The organism is Nocardia transvalensis, from assembly GCF_015477765.1.
GTDB classification, from domain to species: domain Bacteria; phylum Actinomycetota; class Actinomycetes; order Mycobacteriales; family Mycobacteriaceae; genus Nocardia; species Nocardia transvalensis_A.
On record NZ_JADLQQ010000001.1, the window covers coordinates 754,639 to 769,293 of the forward strand.

The 14,655-nt window shown below is 65.0% G+C and carries 19 protein-coding genes; 2 read left to right on the forward strand and 17 right to left on the reverse strand.

All coding sequences use genetic code 11. From position 1 onward, the window contains the following. Positions 1 to 939: 939 nt before the first annotated feature. The 12 genes from IU452_RS03340 to IU452_RS03395 form a co-directional block, all read right to left on the reverse strand. Positions 940 to 1,263, reverse strand: a complete 324-nt coding sequence (locus IU452_RS03340; protein WP_195107339.1) for a WXG100 family type VII secretion target — start codon at positions 1,261 to 1,263, stop codon at positions 940 to 942. 187 nt (positions 1,264 to 1,450) lie between these two features. Beyond that, positions 1,451 to 2,254, reverse strand: a complete 804-nt coding sequence (locus IU452_RS03345) for a DUF6585 family protein (RefSeq protein ID WP_195107340.1) — start codon at positions 2,252 to 2,254, stop codon at positions 1,451 to 1,453. A 403-nt stretch (positions 2,255 to 2,657) separates the two neighbouring features. Then, positions 2,658 to 3,458, reverse strand: a complete 801-nt coding sequence (map, locus tag IU452_RS03350; RefSeq protein ID WP_195107341.1) for a type I methionyl aminopeptidase — start codon at positions 3,456 to 3,458, stop codon at positions 2,658 to 2,660. A gap of 5 nt (positions 3,459 to 3,463) precedes the next feature. Then, positions 3,464 to 4,009, reverse strand: coding sequence for an adenylate kinase (locus IU452_RS03355; protein WP_195107342.1), 546 nt, complete (start codon positions 4,007 to 4,009; stop codon positions 3,464 to 3,466). Beyond that, positions 4,006 to 5,325, reverse strand: a complete 1,320-nt coding sequence (gene secY / locus IU452_RS03360; RefSeq protein WP_195107343.1) for a preprotein translocase subunit SecY — start codon at positions 5,323 to 5,325, stop codon at positions 4,006 to 4,008. Before secY ends, IU452_RS03355 begins: the two co-directional genes overlap by 4 nt. Positions 5,326 to 5,443: 118 nt before the next feature. Beyond that, a complete protein-coding gene (rplO, locus tag IU452_RS03365; protein ID WP_195107344.1) occupies positions 5,444 to 5,887 on the reverse strand; it encodes a 50S ribosomal protein L15 in 444 nt (147 codons plus the stop codon). Further along, complete coding sequence (gene rpmD, locus IU452_RS37890) at positions 5,884 to 6,069, reverse strand: 50S ribosomal protein L30 (protein WP_228816297.1); 186 nt, start codon at positions 6,067 to 6,069, stop codon at positions 5,884 to 5,886. The genes rplO and rpmD overlap by 4 nt, the downstream gene beginning before the upstream one ends. Before the next feature lies 1 nt (position 6,070). Then, positions 6,071 to 6,703, reverse strand: a complete 633-nt coding sequence (gene rpsE, locus IU452_RS03375; RefSeq protein ID WP_228816299.1) for a 30S ribosomal protein S5 — start codon at positions 6,701 to 6,703, stop codon at positions 6,071 to 6,073. A 37-nt stretch (positions 6,704 to 6,740) separates the two neighbouring features. Beyond that, complete coding sequence (gene rplR / locus IU452_RS03380; protein WP_195107346.1) at positions 6,741 to 7,148, reverse strand: 50S ribosomal protein L18; 408 nt, start codon at positions 7,146 to 7,148, stop codon at positions 6,741 to 6,743. Between the two features lie 3 nt (positions 7,149 to 7,151). Next, positions 7,152 to 7,691 carry a 50S ribosomal protein L6 gene (rplF, locus tag IU452_RS03385; RefSeq protein WP_195107347.1) on the reverse strand — a complete coding sequence of 180 codons (540 nt, stop codon included), beginning with the start codon at positions 7,689 to 7,691 and terminating at the stop codon, positions 7,152 to 7,154. A gap of 15 nt (positions 7,692 to 7,706) precedes the next feature. Beyond that, complete coding sequence (gene rpsH / locus IU452_RS03390; RefSeq protein ID WP_019931153.1) at positions 7,707 to 8,105, reverse strand: 30S ribosomal protein S8; 399 nt, start codon at positions 8,103 to 8,105, stop codon at positions 7,707 to 7,709. 232 nt (positions 8,106 to 8,337) lie between these two features. Beyond that, positions 8,338 to 9,003, reverse strand: coding sequence for a TetR/AcrR family transcriptional regulator C-terminal domain-containing protein (locus IU452_RS03395; protein ID WP_195107348.1), 666 nt, complete (start codon positions 9,001 to 9,003; stop codon positions 8,338 to 8,340). A gap of 102 nt (positions 9,004 to 9,105) precedes the next feature. On the opposite strand from IU452_RS03395, the gene IU452_RS03400 reads away from it, so the two are divergent. Next, complete coding sequence (locus IU452_RS03400) at positions 9,106 to 9,837, forward strand: NAD(P)-dependent oxidoreductase (RefSeq protein ID WP_195107349.1); 732 nt, start codon at positions 9,106 to 9,108, stop codon at positions 9,835 to 9,837. Positions 9,838 to 9,866: 29 nt separating this feature from the next. Here IU452_RS03400 and IU452_RS03405 read toward each other — a convergent pair whose 3' ends face one another. The 5 genes from IU452_RS03405 to IU452_RS03425 all read right to left on the reverse strand — a co-directional run bounded on the left by IU452_RS03405 (position 9,867) and on the right by IU452_RS03425 (position 13,526). Further along, entirely contained in the window at positions 9,867 to 10,136 is a 270-nt protein-coding gene (locus tag IU452_RS03405; RefSeq protein WP_195107350.1) for a hypothetical protein, read from the reverse strand. Between the two features lie 35 nt (positions 10,137 to 10,171). After that, positions 10,172 to 11,545, reverse strand: a complete 1,374-nt coding sequence (locus IU452_RS03410) for a hypothetical protein (protein ID WP_195107351.1) — start codon at positions 11,543 to 11,545, stop codon at positions 10,172 to 10,174. Then, on the reverse strand, positions 11,542 to 11,847 hold the full coding sequence (locus IU452_RS03415) for a WXG100 family type VII secretion target (protein ID WP_195107352.1): 306 nt from the start codon (positions 11,845 to 11,847) through the stop codon (positions 11,542 to 11,544). The genes IU452_RS03410 and IU452_RS03415 overlap by 4 nt, the downstream gene beginning before the upstream one ends. After that, a complete protein-coding gene (locus tag IU452_RS03420; protein WP_195107353.1) occupies positions 11,847 to 12,179 on the reverse strand; it encodes a WXG100 family type VII secretion target in 333 nt (110 codons plus the stop codon). Before IU452_RS03420 ends, IU452_RS03415 begins: the two co-directional genes overlap by 1 nt. 111 nt (positions 12,180 to 12,290) lie before the next feature. Continuing rightward, a complete protein-coding gene (locus IU452_RS03425; RefSeq protein WP_195107354.1) occupies positions 12,291 to 13,526 on the reverse strand; it encodes a cytochrome P450 family protein in 1,236 nt (411 codons plus the stop codon). 100 nt (positions 13,527 to 13,626) lie between these two features. Here IU452_RS03425 and IU452_RS03430 point away from each other — a divergent pair, with 100 nt between their 5' ends. Next, complete coding sequence (locus IU452_RS03430) at positions 13,627 to 14,433, forward strand: helix-turn-helix domain-containing protein (protein WP_195107355.1); 807 nt, start codon at positions 13,627 to 13,629, stop codon at positions 14,431 to 14,433. Positions 14,434 to 14,655: the final 222 nt, after the last annotated feature.

The following is a 14,655-nucleotide window of genomic DNA, read 5'->3' on the forward strand; positions in this document are numbered from 1 at the left end:
TGAATTCGACGCCCGGCCCTCGACCGCGTCCCGCCCCGTGGAATCCCTTCCCGGCGCCGACCGGAACACCGAAGGCCGCCCCGCTGGTGAGCACCCGCGGATCCCAGGTCCAGCCATTGCCCAACAACCCGCCCGCACCCCACGAGGCGACGCCGCCGACAATTCCCGCCCCGGCCCCGACCACCGCGCCCTTGGCCGCGGCTCCCCACCGGCCACCCGGCACCGGCACATGCGCTGCCGCACGGCCGAGCCGCGCACCCACGGGCCCGCCGATCGCACCGGCCGCACCGGCCGACCACGCCGTGATCCCCACCCGCTCCCAGTCGATCCCTTTGCGATGCCCGGCCGCGAGCTGCCCCACTTGAATGGCCATATCCTGACCGGCACCCAGGAACGTCCCGACCACGACATGCTCCGCGGTGAACCGCAGCATGGCGCCGATGAGCTTGCGCTCCACCAGGGATCGGATGGCGGCCAGCGCCCGCTGACCCAGCAGCCGGACCGCCAGCCGAGTCGCCGCGGTCGCGATCGCCTCGGTGGCCCATGCCGTCGGCGGGAACCCCCACGCCGCCGCGATCTCGATCGCCAACATCCCCAGGGAGCTGACGATCATAATCTTGGTGTACTCGATCTCGGTGGCCAGCCCATCGGCGGATTCGGCCACCTTGTCGAGGACCGAGGCCAGGTGCTCGATCGACTGCGGACCTGTATCGAGCTTGTCCAAGGCCTTGGTCATGGCCTCGACACCGTCGCCCCACGGGTAAGCCGCGATGGTCTGATTCTTGGCCGCGGCCAGATCCGGCAGCAGGTCACGAAGGCTCTCGGCCGCCGTCCGCCAATCCGCGGCGATGGCCCACATCTTGTCCTCGTCGCCCTGCGGCCAGGCCGAACCGGCGACCCACCCGAGCCACTGCAGCTCGGCGGGAATGTCGATCGACACTATCGGGAATGCAGATGCCCGGCCGAGGCGATGTCCTGCAGTTCCAGGACATCCGCGGCATGGTACTGGCCGGTCGAGTAGGAGCCGATCGTCTCGGCTGTCTTGCCCATGCCGTCGCGCAGGCTGCGATGGGCGGCCACATACCCCTGCTCACCATCGGCGAAGGTGCTGCCGTAACTGTCGTCTCCCCATGCCGCCCCCTTGGTGGCCAGCGACTTCTCCAGCGTGTCGAGGATCCCGCGCACCCGATCCCGCAGCTCTCCCATGTCCCCGGCAGCACGCCGCAATTGCGCCGGTGTCACCTCGACCCTCGTCGCAGCCATCGCAAACCCCTTCCACCTGAAGCGGTTTCGACGATCACACAGCAAGACATCCGGCCGGAAGCCCGGCACCGGCGAATTAACGCCGTCCTGACAAGTACTGCGGGGCAGGCGATCTCAGAGCCGAGAACCATCGCGACCGGTCCCGAACCCAACCGGAATGCCGACCTCCAATAGCCATGCCGAGCGATTATTGACGGATTTCTGACGCAACCCGCAACCATTCGGTGAGCGCTCGAAACACCGCATAGTTCGGAACCAGGCTGACCGGCAACGACTCCAGCGGCTGCGACCGGCCCGCGACGCGCACGCTCAGCCACCCACCGACCACCGCGATCTCCGCGACCTCCGACCACGGCACCGACTCCCGCCCGGCACCGATTTCGGTCGCGGTGAGCCAGAACGATTCGAAGTCCACCCGCCCGTCGGCCTCGATAACCGTTCGCGCCCTGGGCAATTGCGTGTCGACGATCCCCCGCTCGATCGCCGGGCCCCACTCGTGCGGGCGTTCGATCCCACCCCGCAACACTATGGGCGTCCCCGTGGTGTCGACGATCGTATAGGTGTAGGAGATCTGCTCCGGAGCCGGGTTGTCCACCAGCCGAACGATCTTCCGCCGCACCGTGGTCGAGTCGTACCGGACGACCCGCACCTGCCCGCGATAGGAGGCCACCAGCCCGTTGTCGTACAGATCCAGCCGACTCCCCTTGTTGCGCACGCCCACGAAACCGAGCCAGCCGAGATCGGCCAGCACCCGCAGCCCACACATCACAGCGACGGTCGCCCCGAGGATGCCCACGATCACCGCTCCGCCGACGAATCCCGCCACGGCCGCCACCACCCCGACCGCGGTCACGGCCGCCTCGATGATCAACCGCCGCGGATTCGGCGTCACCGGTCGATAGGTGGCCCGATGCCGTCCCAGCCGTTCCCGATCGGCGGCGGCTCCGATACCGGCGGGCAGCACGGAGTCGCGATACGCGGCCGTCGTCATGAACGAATGATGCCCACCCGCGGCACGGATCAATCCCCCTGTTAACACAACCCATGCGCCGGACCGCCCGCGCCATGCAAACGCCCCCGTCCGATCTCACGACGGGGTGCGCGATCAAGGCCGCCTGCGCGGTCCCGGTGACCGTGCGCGAGCTGAAGGACACGTGCGCGATCCCAACGACGGGTGCGCGATCAAGGCCGCCTACGCGGTCCTAGTGACCATGCGAGCTGAACGATGGGGTGCGATCCCAACGACGGGTGCGCGATCATGGCCGCCTACGCGGTCCTAGTGACCATGCGAGCTGAACGATGGTGCGATCTCGAGGACGGGGTGCGCGATTCGAAGGACCGGTGCGAGCGTCGAAGGCCTGGATCGCTGCGTGAGCCCGAGACGCAGGGACGTATTACTCGGGCCGCGGGGTGAGAATGCGCGGCCCGTCCTCGGTGACGGCCACGGTGTGCTCCCAATGAGCGGCACGGCTGCCGTCCTCGGTCACCACGGTCCAATCGTCCTCGAGGACGCGAGTCTGGGTGGTCCCCAGCGTGAGCATCGGCTCGATCGCCAGCACCGAGCCCACCACGAGTTTCGGCCCGCGCCCGGGCGCGCCCTCATTGGCCAGGAACGGATCCATGTGCATCTGGCGGCCGATGCCGTGCCCGCCGTAGCCGTCGACGATGCCGTAGGCCCGGCCGTGTTGTTTCTCGGCGGCCCGGGTGCCCAACTCGATCGCATGCGAGACATCCGTGAGCCGGTTACCGGCCACCATCGCCTCGATCCCGGCCTCCATCGACAGCCGCGTGGCCTCGCTGAGCAGCCGGTCGGCCTCGATGAGGGTGCCGACACCGAACGTCCATGCGGAATCGCCGTGCCAGCCGTCGAGGATTGCGCCGCAGTCGATCGACACCAGATCGCCCTCGGCAAGGATCTCGTCCTTCGACGGAATCCCGTGCACCACACGATCGTTCACCGAGGAACAGATCGAGCCCGGGAAACCGTGGTAGCCCTTGAACGACGGCACCGCACCCGCATCCCGGATGGTCTGCTCGGCAACCTCGTCCAACTCCAGCGTCGACACACCCGGTTTGGCCGCCGCACGCACGGCCACCAAGGCCCGGCCCACGATCGCCCCGGCCGCGGCCATGGCATCGAGCTCACCGGCGGTGCGGAACGGCACCACCTTCTTGTTCTTGCGGCCGAAGACCATCCGCGTCAGTGGCCCAGCGCCCGGCGGATGCGGTCGTTGACCTCCTCGACCGAACCGACGCCGTCCACCGATACGACGGTGCCGTCGTAGTACTCGAGCAGCGGCTCGGTCTCGTCGCGGTAGACGCGCAACCGGTTGCGAATCACACTCTCGTTGTCGTCCTCGCGACCGCGCGCGAGCATCCGCTCCACCACGACGTCCTCGGGCACCACGAGGCTCACGACCGCGTTCAGCTCGCGGTCGGACTCCTTCAGCATCTTCTCGAGCGCCTCGGCCTGATCGACGGTGCGCGGGTAGCCGTCGAGTACGAAGCCCTTCACCGCATCCGGCTCGGCGATGCGCGACTCCACCATGCGGTTGGTCACGTCGCTGGGCACCAGATTGCCGGCGTCCAGGTACTTCTGTGCCTCCCGACCCAGCGGCGTCTGCTGGGAGATGTTGGCACGGAAGAGATTCCCCGTGCTGATGTGCGGGACACCGAGCTTGTCCGCCAGCAGTTCGGCCTGCGTGCCTTTGCCGGCACCCGGCGGTCCGAGCAGTACGAGTCTCACTTGAGGAACCCTTCGTAATTTCTGTTCATCAATTGGCTCTCGATCTGTTTGACCGTATCGAGGCCGACGCTCACGATAATCAGCACCGAAGTACCGGCGAACGCCAAGTTCTGCGCATTACCGGTGGCGCCGAAGTGCAGCAGCAGGTTCGGCAGCACGGCCACGGCACCGAGGTAGAGCGAACCGGGGAGGGTGATTCGGCTCAGTACATAGTTCAGATAATCGGCGGTCGGCTTACCGGGACGATACCCGGGAATGAAGCCGCCGAACTTCTTCATCTCGTCCGCGCGTTCCTCCGGGTTGAAGGTGATCGCGACGTAGAAGTAGGTGAAGAAGATGATCAGCAGGAAGTAGACCACCATGTACGTGGGATTGGCCGGGTTCACCAGGTATTTCTCGATGAACGTCTGCCACCAGCTGCCGCCGCCCGCCTGCGACCCGGTCAATTGGACGACCAGATTCGGCAGATACAGCAGCGAGGACGCGAAGATCACCGGGATCACACCGGCCTGGTTCACCTTCAACGGCAGATAGGTGGACGAGCCGCCGTACATCTTGCGGCCCACAACGCGTTTGGCGTACTGCACCGGAATCCGGCGCTGGCCCTGTTCGACGAACGTGACGACGACGATGACCGCGAATGCCGCGACGCACACCAGGCCGAAGATCAAGCCGCCCTTGCTGTCCAGGATCTGCTTGCCCTGCGACGGGATGTGGGATGCGATACCGGCGAAGATCAGCAGCGACATGCCGTTACCGATGCCGCGCTCGGTGATCTGCTCACCGAACCACATCACCAGGGCGGCGCCGGCGGTCATCACCAGCACGATGATGATCATGCCGAAAATGCTGGTGTCGGCCAGGATGTCCTGCGGGCAGCCCTGCAGCAGCTGTTTGCGGGCGGCGAGCGCCACGAGACCGGTGGCCTGCAGGATCGCCAGCGCGATCGACAGGTACCGGGTGTACTGCGTCATTTTGCTCTGGCCGGACTGCCCTTCCTTGCGCAGTTCCTCGAAGCGCGGAATGACGACCGTGAGCAACTGAATGATGATGCTCGCGGTGATGTAGGGCATGATGCCGATCGCGAATACCGACAGCTGCAGCAATGCGCCGCCGGAGAACAGGTTGATCAGCTGGTAGATACTGCCCGAATCACCGCCGGAGACGATGTCGATGCACTCCCGGATCGCCTTGTAGTCGACACCGGGCGACGGCAGCGAGGCACCGACGCGGTACAGCAGGATGAGGCCCAGCGTGAAGAGAATCTTCCGCCGTAAGTCCGGGGTCCGGAAAGCCGACACGAAGGCGGAAAGCACAGATCCTCCTGGCTAACGACATGGGGTCGAGTAGACGCGGGCAGACAACAATTGAACTCTAACAGCGACGCCGGACGGGCTCTCACCCGTCCGGCGATCACTGTGTCGAACAATCCCGTCAGCCCAGCTCGGTGGCCGAACCACCGGCTGCGGTGATCTTCTCCTTGGCGGCAGCGGAGAACTTGTCGGCGCTAACCTGAACGGCCACACCGATTTCCCCGTCGGCCAGCACCTTCACGAGCTGGTTCTTGCGTACCGCACCGGCCGCCACCAGCTCGTCCTTGCCGACGGTGCCGCCCTGCGGGAACAGCCGAGCGATATCGCCCACATTCACGACCTGGTACTCGACGCGGAAGGGGTTGGTGAAACCCTTCAGCTTCGGCAGCCGCATGTGGATCGGCATCTGGCCACCCTCGAAGCGGGCGGGCACGTTCTTGCGGGCCTTCGTACCCTTGGTACCGCGGCCCGCGGTCTTGCCCTTGGAGCCCTCACCGCGACCCACGCGGGTCTTCTCGGTCTTCGAGCCCGGGGCCGGACGCAGGTGATGCAACTTGATGGTCATGCGTTGACCTCCTCAACGGTAACGAGGTGGCGCACGACGTTGATCAGCCCGCGGTTCTGGGCGTTGTCCTCGCGGACCACGGACTTGCGGATGCCCCGCAGGCCGAGGGTGCGAAGCGACTCCCGCTGATTCTTCTTGGCGCCGATCGTGGACTTGATCTGGGTCACCTTCAGCTGTGCCATGTCAGACTCCCTGTCCCGCGCGCGCACGCAGCATGCCCGCAGGAGCGACGTCCTCGATCGGCAGACCGCGGCGAGCGGCCACCTCCTCCGGACGCTGCAGCTGCTTGAGGGCGGCCACGGTCGCGTGCACAACATTGATGGCGTTGTCGCTACCGAGCGACTTGGCCAGGATGTCGTGGATACCGGCGCACTCCAGCACGGCGCGCGCGGCACCACCGGCGATCACACCGGTACCCGGCGAGGCCGGGCGCAGCATGACCACACCGGCCGCCGCCTCACCCTGCACCGGGTGGGTGACGGTGGAGCCGATCATCGGGACGCGGAAGAAGTTCTTGCGAGCCTCCTCGACGCCCTTCTGGATGGCCGCGGGAACTTCCTTGGCCTTGCCGTAGCCGACGCCGACCAGGCCGTTGCCGTCGCCCACGATCACCAGGGCGGTGAAGCTGAAGCGCCGACCACCCTTGACGACCTTGGACACGCGGTTGATCGCGACAACGCGCTCGAGCTGGTTCTTCTCGGCCTGCGACTGCTCACGACGATCGTCGCGGCGGCCGCGACGCTCCTGGCGGCCGTCGCCGCTTCCGTTCTGCCCGGCGGGTCCGTTTCCGCCGTCACGCCGCTGACGTCCCGGCATCAGACGTTCCTTCCGTTCATACGCATGGTGATGGTCATCAGAACTTCAACCCGCCTTCCCGAGCGGCGTCCGCCAGGGCGGCGATGCGGCCGTGGTAGTCGTGGCCACCGCGGTCGAACACCACGGCCTCCACGCCGACGGCCTTGGCGCGGGCGGCGATCAGCTCGCCCACCTTCTTGCCCTTGGCGGTCTTGTCGCCCTCGACGGCCCGGACATCGGGCTCGACCGAGGAGGCGGCGGCAATGGTCTTGCCGACCGAGTCGTCGACCAGCTGGACGTGCAGGTGCCGCGCGGAGCGGAACACGACCAGACGCGGACGCTCGGCGGTGCCGACGACCTTCTTGCGCAGACGGAAGTGACGACGGGTCTTGGCAACACGACGCCGAGTCGACACGTCCTTGCCGAGCGGCTTGCGCGCGGCCTTCTGAGTTTCGGTTTGTGCCATGGCTTACTTACCCGTCTTTCCGACCTTGCGGCGAACGACTTCGCCTTCGTACCGGATGCCCTTGCCCTTGTACGGATCGGGCTTGCGCAGGCCGTGGATGACCGCGGCGATCTGGCCGACCTTCTGCTTGTCGATGCCCGACACCGAGAACTTGGTGGGGGTCTCGACCTTGAAGGTGATGCCCTCGGGGGCCTCGACCGGCACCGGGTGGCTGTAGCCGAGCGCGAACTCGAGGTTCGAGCCCTTCTGCTGCACGCGGTAACCGACGCCGAAGATTTCCATCTTCTTCTCGTAGCCCGAGGTCACGCCGGTGATCATGTTGGCGATCAGGGTCCGGGTCAGCCCGTGCAGCGAGCGGTTGCGGCGTTCGTCATCGGGCCGGATGACCTCGATGGCGCCGTCCTCGCCCTTGGCGACGGTGATCGGCTCGGCCACGACGTGCGACAGGGTGCCCTTGGAACCCTTCACCGTGACGTGCTGACCGTCGATGGTCACCTCGACACCGGTGGGAACCGGGATCGGCTTCTTGCCGATACGCGACATTGTCCCTACCTCCCTTTACCAGACGTAGGCGAGGACTTCCCCGCCTACACCGTGCTGCTTGGCCTGACGGTCGGTGAGCAGGCCCTGAGACGTGGAGATGATCGCCACGCCGAGGCCGCCCAGCACCTTGGGCAGGTTGGTGGATTTCGCGTACACCCGCAGACCGGGCTTGGACACCCGGCGCACACCGGCGAGCGACCGCTCGCGGCTGGGGCCGTACTTCAGGTCGACGATCAGGGTCTTGCCGACCTGCGCGTCCTCGACGCGGTAGTCGGCGATGTAGCCCTCACGCTTCAAGATCTCGGCGATGTTCGCCTTGAGCTTGGAGTGCGGCGCCTTCACCTGATCGTGGTACGCCGAGTTGGCGTTGCGCAGACGGGTCAGAAAGTCTGCGATCGGATCAGTCATGGTCATGCTTGACCGCTCACCTTTCTCGCCGCGGTTCCCATACAGCACCCACACGTCTTTCGACATGCTGATGGTGGGCCTACAGCAATTCGGCTGGTCCAGACGGCTTTGGCCGCCCGGTTGAGTGCGTGTGACCGGAGAGTCGTGCAGGCACAGACCTCCCCAGGCAACCGCTCTAGTGTAGAGGGGGAGGTCAGCTGGGCAAAATCGGGGGTGGGATGGGGGTGGCCACAGGTGGTCACTCCGCCCGATAGACCCTCTCCAGGCCATCGAGGATCAGATCCAGGCCGTAGTCGAATTCGGCGCCGTACGAGTAGCCCGGCCGCAGGACGAGCTCGGTGATCATTTCGGTCATATAGGGGAATTCGCCGGCGGGCAGATTCGGGACGATGCCGGCGGCCACCTCCTCGAGCCCGGCCGCGTCGGCGAAGGGCAGGTTGGCTTCCTGCTGGACGAAACCGTAGATGTAGCTGTCGAGCACCGAGAAGGCGTGTGCGGCCATGCGCAGCGAGAACCCCGCCGTGCGGAGGGTGGCCAGCATCCATTCGTGATGGCGCAGCGTGGCCGGGCCCGGATCGGCGCGCGAATCCATGAGGGCGATTGCCCAGGGGTGCCGGATCAGCACCGCGCGCAGGGAGACGGCGCGCTGCCGCATGGCGGTACGCCAATCGAAAGACTCTGCGGGCGTGTCTATTTCGGCGAAGACGGCGTCGACCATGCCGTCGAGGATGTCGTCCTTGTTGCGGACGTGGTGGTAGAGCGACATGGCCTCGACGCCGAGGCGCTCGGCCAGTGCGCGCATCGTGAGCGCGGAAACGCCCTTTTCGTCGGCAAGCTCGACGGCCACCGCAAGCACCCGATCCCTGGTCAGCGGCGCCTTGACCGCCGTCCGTCGCTGTGCCATCCATTCCTCCGTTCCGTCATTGACAAGCTTACTAAGTAAGGTAGCCTTACAACGTAAGGCACCGTGATTCCCACGGAACCGCTGTGAATGAAAGAGAAATCGATGGCTCCGACCTCAGATCCCGAGCGGAAACGACCGAGAGTGTGCATCGTCGGCGCCTCCGGCAAGCTCGGCCGCTACATGGTCCGCCACGCCCTCGACCGCGGCTACGACGTGATCGGCGTCTGCCGAGACCGCAGCGTCCACAAACTCGCCGACGTCGCCGACCGCATCACGATCATCCCCGGCTACACCGACGACCGAGCCGTCATCCAACGCGCCGTCACCGACTGCGACGAAGTCCTCACCGTCCTGGCCCCCTGGGGCATGCGCCACTACTCCTCCGGCACCGCCCAGGCAGTCCTCGACCACGCCCCCGCACACGCCCGCCTGATCTTCTCCTGCGGCTGGCACATCACTTACGACGGCAAGGACACCTACTCCCGCCGCTTCCTGACAACAGTCAAGCTGGTGACCTGGGCCGCCAAACTAACCCGCCTCGTCGAAATCGACGACCAGGTCGAAGCCTGCCGCCGCATCTTCGCCAGCGATACGCGGTGGACGGTGGTGCGAGGAAGCGACTTGGAAGAAGGTGAAAGCCAAGGCCTTCCGGTGTGGAGCGAACATGTCGGGGACGCGATTCTGGCTTCCAACCGAACTCGGCGCGTGGATTTTGCCTTGTTCATGGTCGAAGCCCTACGCAACGACACACTGGTGCACAAGGCCCCCGCCATCGTCGGCTGCCAGACGCCCTCGGCCTTGGCCGACGCCAGTGGGAGTGAAACCTTCAGATGACCCCGATGCGCACGGGCGCATTCGGGATTTCAGTCACCACTAAACCAGAGGTAGCCGTTCAACCGGATTGCCTGCTCGGCTGCTGCGCGTAGTTCGGCGATCATTTCCTCCTCCTGGTCGTCCTTTGGCGACATGCCCGCCAGTTCCTCCAGGAAGAATGTGAGTTGATACGAATTGAACATCGTATCGGCGTACTTGTGTATACCTCTCATCATTGACCCCACGGGGGCATCCAACACAGAATCAGAAAGCGCCTGCGCAACAGACCCTGAAATGGAATCTACCTCTTTGTGATTCATATTCTGCACTATGACTGCGATGCCCAAGGATCCTCCTATATCGGGAACATGTTGATGATGGTCCCCCACCGATCGGTGATTACTTTATACCTTGTTGTCGGCTGACCGCCGCTATCTTGTGACCGGTTGCCGATCACCCGACCTGCGTCGACCTCACGCTCGTAATTCCCATAATCGTTCGGCCCCCGCGCTTCTACGGTCCGGCCTTCACGGGCCAGCGCTTCGAGATCCTCGCCCTTACCGAATGTGCTCTTGTCAGAACGAACATTCTCTCCACCTTCAACGTGCTTCCCTTTGATGTATTCCTCGGATTCGTCTGTGAAGTCCTCCAGCGGTATGCCCGGCGCCGGGCTCAGGTCCTCGTACCTCGTCGCCACTGTTATCGCGCCATCCTCACCGATCAGCACCTTCATCGCGATGATGGCCGCCAAGTTGTTGATGGCCTTGTCGAGGTCGATGGTGGGTACGGCGTTGAAGGCGTCGATGGCGCCGACTGCGCCTGCGGCGAGGGAGGCCAAGCCGATGACTCTGACCATCTGGCTGGCGCGGTAGGAAGCCTGGATGGCGTTGATGGTGGCGGCGACGTCGGCGCTGATGGTGGCTGCGGCGGCGCCAGCGGAGGTGCCGAGGCTGAACAGGGCGAGCGCGCCACCGACGAGTGCGCTGACGGCGATGGTCAGTTCAAGGGTGTTGATGGCTTTCGTGGTTTCGCCGCCGAGGGCGACTGTCGCGTCGTGGTAGTCCTTGACGGGAGCGGCTACGTGCTGGGCGGCGGTGGAGATGGTGTCGGCGCTGGTTTTCAGGGTAGTGAAGTGGTCTTGGATCAGCTGCCGATTCTCGGGGTCGTCCATGCCGTCGAACAGGGCAGAGATGGCGGCGATGCGCCCCGGGGCGCCGGTGATGGTCTCCTGGTTGGCGAAGGTGCGCCAGACGGTGTGGGCCTTCTCCAGCTTGGAGGTATCGCCGTTGGGGAGTTTGCCGAAGGTGGAAAGGACTTTGGCGACGAGTTGGTCGATGAACTCCAGGAGCTCGCCGCGATCCTCGAAACCGATCCCGTTGTCGGCCACCGACGACGGGATCGTGACCTTGTACTCACCGACCTGACTCACGTTGGGTCGCTGCGGAAGTGGATTGCAATTGTTGCTGACGGCGTAGTTGTAGCCGTTGGCGTAGAGCACCGCACCGTAGTTGGTCAGCGCATTGGCCAAGCTCGAGCTTGCCTGCATGGTCTGCTGGGCGGCCTTGTCGTAGGTCTCCCCCCACTGCTTGCAGCCCGGTGCGTCGCCGGCCATGCCTGCACAATCGCCTTTGACCGCGTCGTGCACGGGTTTGTCGGCGCGGCGCAGTTCGGCGGCGAGATCTTGGCATCGCTTGGCGGCCTCGTAGTAGATCTGCCAGTCGACGTTCACGGCTGTCCCGATTGCAGCATGCGGCGGTTGACCTCGATCGCGCGGGTGTAGCGGCCGTGCGCTTTCTGCGCGGCGTCGCTCATTGCGGCCACGCCCTCGGCGAATTCGCGAGCGGCGGCCAGCCACTGGGTGTGGGCTTCGGCGTAAGCGGTAGCAGCGGCCGATTCCCAACTGCCATTCCCCAGAGCTTTGGCCCTGCGGTCGAGTTCATCCAGGTGGTCGCGGAGAAACCCGGCCAGGCCGTTCAATCGGGACACGATTTGGTCGAGTTGGTCGAGGTCGACCGTGAACTTGCTGCCCATTACAGATTCAGGCTCGAGATGCCGGTGGCGTGGGCCGAGTCGGTGTTGCGGTAGCCGGCGGCGGAGACGCCGAGCTTCTCCGCGAGGCCGGTCAACGCCTGCAGCAGCTGGTTGCCTCCGTCGCGGGTTTCGTCCCAGCCGGTTTTGAACTCGTCGGCCGCGTCGCCCGTCCAGTCCGAGGTCAGCAGGGTTTCGACGTCGCGGGCTGCGGAGTCGAGCGCTTGCTTCAGGGTGCCGGCGATGTCGTAGACGTACTGCCCTACCGCTTGCACGTCCTCAGGAACGACGAAAACACTCTGTCCCGACTCGGAAAGGCCCCCTCCTGCACTCATGCACCCGACCATAACGGCGCTCCGACTCGGGTGTCCACACGCCCGGTCGGAACCGAGTCCTCCCCTCCTATAGCGGACTCGGTTCCGACCCTCTCGGCCGGCTTCGTTACCTCACGGGCGTAACCGCACGGGTAGGGCGGTTAGGCCTCGGATGATCAGGCTTTTGCGCCATTGGAGGGTGGTGGCCTCGGCTAGTTCGAGGTTGGGGTAGGTGGACAGGAGTCGGCTGAGGGCGACTGTGCCCTCCATTCGGGCCAAATGTGCTCCGACGCAATGGTGTATGCCGTGGCCGAAAGCGATGTGGTGGTTGTCGGGGCGGGTGAGGTCGAAAAGGTTCGGGTCGGGGAAACGGTGGGGGTCGCGGTTGGCGGCTGCCATCGACACCACGAGCAGCTGGCCTGCTGGGATTTCGGTGTCACCCAAGGTGGTTGGGGTCGTTGTGTAGCGGAATGTGGCTTCTCTTGCCGGGGGCTGGTAGCGCAGGACTTCCTCGATGAAGGCGGGGATCCGGCCGGGGTCGGTTCGTAGCAGTCGGCGAGAATTGTTGTCTGTCAGCAGTATTGCGACCGCGTTGCCGATGAGGTTGACCGAGGTCTCGTATCCGGCGACCAACAGGACGAATATCATGCTGAGCAGTTCTCGGTGGGTGAGGCGGTCGCCGTTTTCGCGGGCGGCGATGAGTTCGGAGAGCAGGTCGTTTTCCGGTGCGGCGCGCTTGGTGTGGATCAGTTGGTCCAGATAGGCGACGAATTCCTGCACGGCCGCCGTTCTGGTGGCCTTGGTCTGCTCGCCCGACATGAGGATCGTCGACCAGGTCCGGAAGCTGTCGCGATCTTCGTGGGGCACCCCGAGCAGCTCGCAGATGACCTTCATCGGAAGCGGAATAGCGTAGGCCTCCAAGAGATCCTGGGCATCACCCGTCATGTCGGCCAGCAGCGAATCGGCGAGTTCGGCGACCCGCGGTGCCGAATCGCGGACGGCCCGGCTGCCGAATGCGCGATTGACCAGGGATCGCAGGCGCGTATGTTCGGGCGGATCGTAGAAGACCATCATGTCTTCGAACATGCTGTTTCCGACAAGCTGGCCGCCGTTGTTGGCCACCGTGGCCGCCCGCGCTCCCGCGGATCGGAGCGCCTTACTGATCGTGGGATCGGCGAACGCGGCCTTGGCCACCTCGTAGTCGGTGACCAGCCACCCGGTGCTGCTATCCGGAAATCGGACGTAATGCACGGGTCCGCGACTGCGCAGCCGTTCGTACACCAAGTGCGGCTCGAGGTAGAAGTCGTCGGTCAGCTCGACGGGCTCGGTGGCCAATTCGGCTGTCTCGGAAGCAGTCTCATGGCCCATGCACGGAACCTATCAGGGCGAGAACAAACTTGGCCCGAACGGAGCTGTCCGCAAGGCTGTATACACTCTCGTTGCATACACGACCGGAGGATTTCCGAGTATGCTGCGCGAGTCCGAAAAGCCGACGTTGGGGCAATACCTTGCCTTCCTGCGGCAGCGTGAAGAACGCCGCAGGCACGATGCCGGGCTCCTTCCCGGAAACCGGAAGTTGAGCCGCGAAAGGGCTGCCGGAGAAGCGCATATCACCGCCAGCTACCTGACCAAGGTCGAGCGGGACGAGGTGGGGCAGGTCGACGTCGGGATCCTGCGCCTGCTGACGAACACCTATCACGCGAGCGACGACGAATGGCGCTACGTCTGTGACCTGGCGGGCTACGCCTCGCCCTACTCCGCCCTGGCCGACCTGACGGCAGATATGCCCCCGCTGGAGGTGTTCCAGGACGCGGTGACGCCGATGATGCTCACCGAAATGGAGGAGGCCACCAGCGACCTCGTGTCCTTCTATTGCCCACCGCGGCGGTTGATCGTGGCGAATCGCGCCTACTACGAAACGTTTCCGACGCACCGGCCGGGCACCTACATGCTCGAGTGGTCGTTCACAGAAGAAGCCAAAGACATGATGATCAACTGGAACGACCAGGTGGAGGTGGGTGTCGCCTGGCATCGCGGAATCATGGGCCGCTACGGCCGGACGAAATGGGCCCAGCAGGCCCACCAGCGACTGTGGCAATTCCCGGACTTCCGACACATGTGGGAATCCGGCCAGGTCGGCTATTCGGTCCCGCTCAACCTACAGTCGCAACTACGAACGCGCGGCGGCCGATACGCCATGGTCATGGAGAACTGGCAGATGGAACACCACCTACCTATCCTGCGGTCCCGCGGCAGGCTCCAACCACTCCCCTAAAGCCGCGCACGATGGGCTCGATACGCGCCGGGAGCCGAGGTAACGCAGCAGGGCATCGCCCTCGTCGTTGGCCGCCGTGGTCACCACGGTGTCGTTGCCGTCGAACGGCTTCGATGGCAGGAGCATCAGACATGGTCGGCGGTTATGAACCGAGGGTCTTGCCCACTCCAGAGACGTACGCTGCCCCAATCCCCCTCTGCGTGGTACACACCATCGGAATTC

Coding starts and splice junctions, on each gene's coding strand:
- IU452_RS03340 (WP_195107339.1), bottom strand. CDS start 1,263: ATGGCTGCGACGAGGGTCGAGGTGACACCGGCGCAATTGCGGCGTGCT.
- IU452_RS03345 (WP_195107340.1), bottom strand. CDS start 2,254: ATGACGACGGCCGCGTATCGCGACTCCGTGCTGCCCGCCGGTATCGGA.
- map (WP_195107341.1), bottom strand. CDS start 3,458: ATGGTCTTCGGCCGCAAGAACAAGAAGGTGGTGCCGTTCCGCACCGCC.
- rplO (WP_195107344.1), bottom strand. CDS start 5,887: ATGACCATCAAGTTGCATCACCTGCGTCCGGCCCCGGGCTCGAAGACC.
- rpmD (WP_228816297.1), bottom strand. CDS start 6,069: ATGGCACAGCTGAAGGTGACCCAGATCAAGTCCACGATCGGCGCCAAG.
- rpsE (WP_228816299.1), bottom strand. CDS start 6,703: ATGCCGGGACGTCAGCGGCGTGACGGCGGAAACGGACCCGCCGGGCAG.
- rplR (WP_195107346.1), bottom strand. CDS start 7,148: ATGGCACAAACCGAAACTCAGAAGGCCGCGCGCAAGCCGCTCGGCAAG.
- rplF (WP_195107347.1), bottom strand. CDS start 7,691: ATGTCGCGTATCGGCAAGAAGCCGATCCCGGTTCCCACCGGTGTCGAG.
- rpsH (WP_019931153.1), bottom strand. CDS start 8,105: ATGACCATGACTGATCCGATCGCAGACTTTCTGACCCGTCTGCGCAAC.
- IU452_RS03395 (WP_195107348.1), bottom strand. CDS start 9,003: ATGGCACAGCGACGGACGGCGGTCAAGGCGCCGCTGACCAGGGATCGG.
- IU452_RS03400 (WP_195107349.1), top strand. CDS start 9,106: ATGGCTCCGACCTCAGATCCCGAGCGGAAACGACCGAGAGTGTGCATC.
- IU452_RS03405 (WP_195107350.1), bottom strand. CDS start 10,136: ATGAATCACAAAGAGGTAGATTCCATTTCAGGGTCTGTTGCGCAGGCG.
- IU452_RS03415 (WP_195107352.1), bottom strand. CDS start 11,847: ATGGGCAGCAAGTTCACGGTCGACCTCGACCAACTCGACCAAATCGTG.
- IU452_RS03420 (WP_195107353.1), bottom strand. CDS start 12,179: ATGAGTGCAGGAGGGGGCCTTTCCGAGTCGGGACAGAGTGTTTTCGTC.
- IU452_RS03425 (WP_195107354.1), bottom strand. CDS start 13,526: ATGGGCCATGAGACTGCTTCCGAGACAGCCGAATTGGCCACCGAGCCC.
- IU452_RS03430 (WP_195107355.1), top strand. CDS start 13,627: ATGCTGCGCGAGTCCGAAAAGCCGACGTTGGGGCAATACCTTGCCTTC.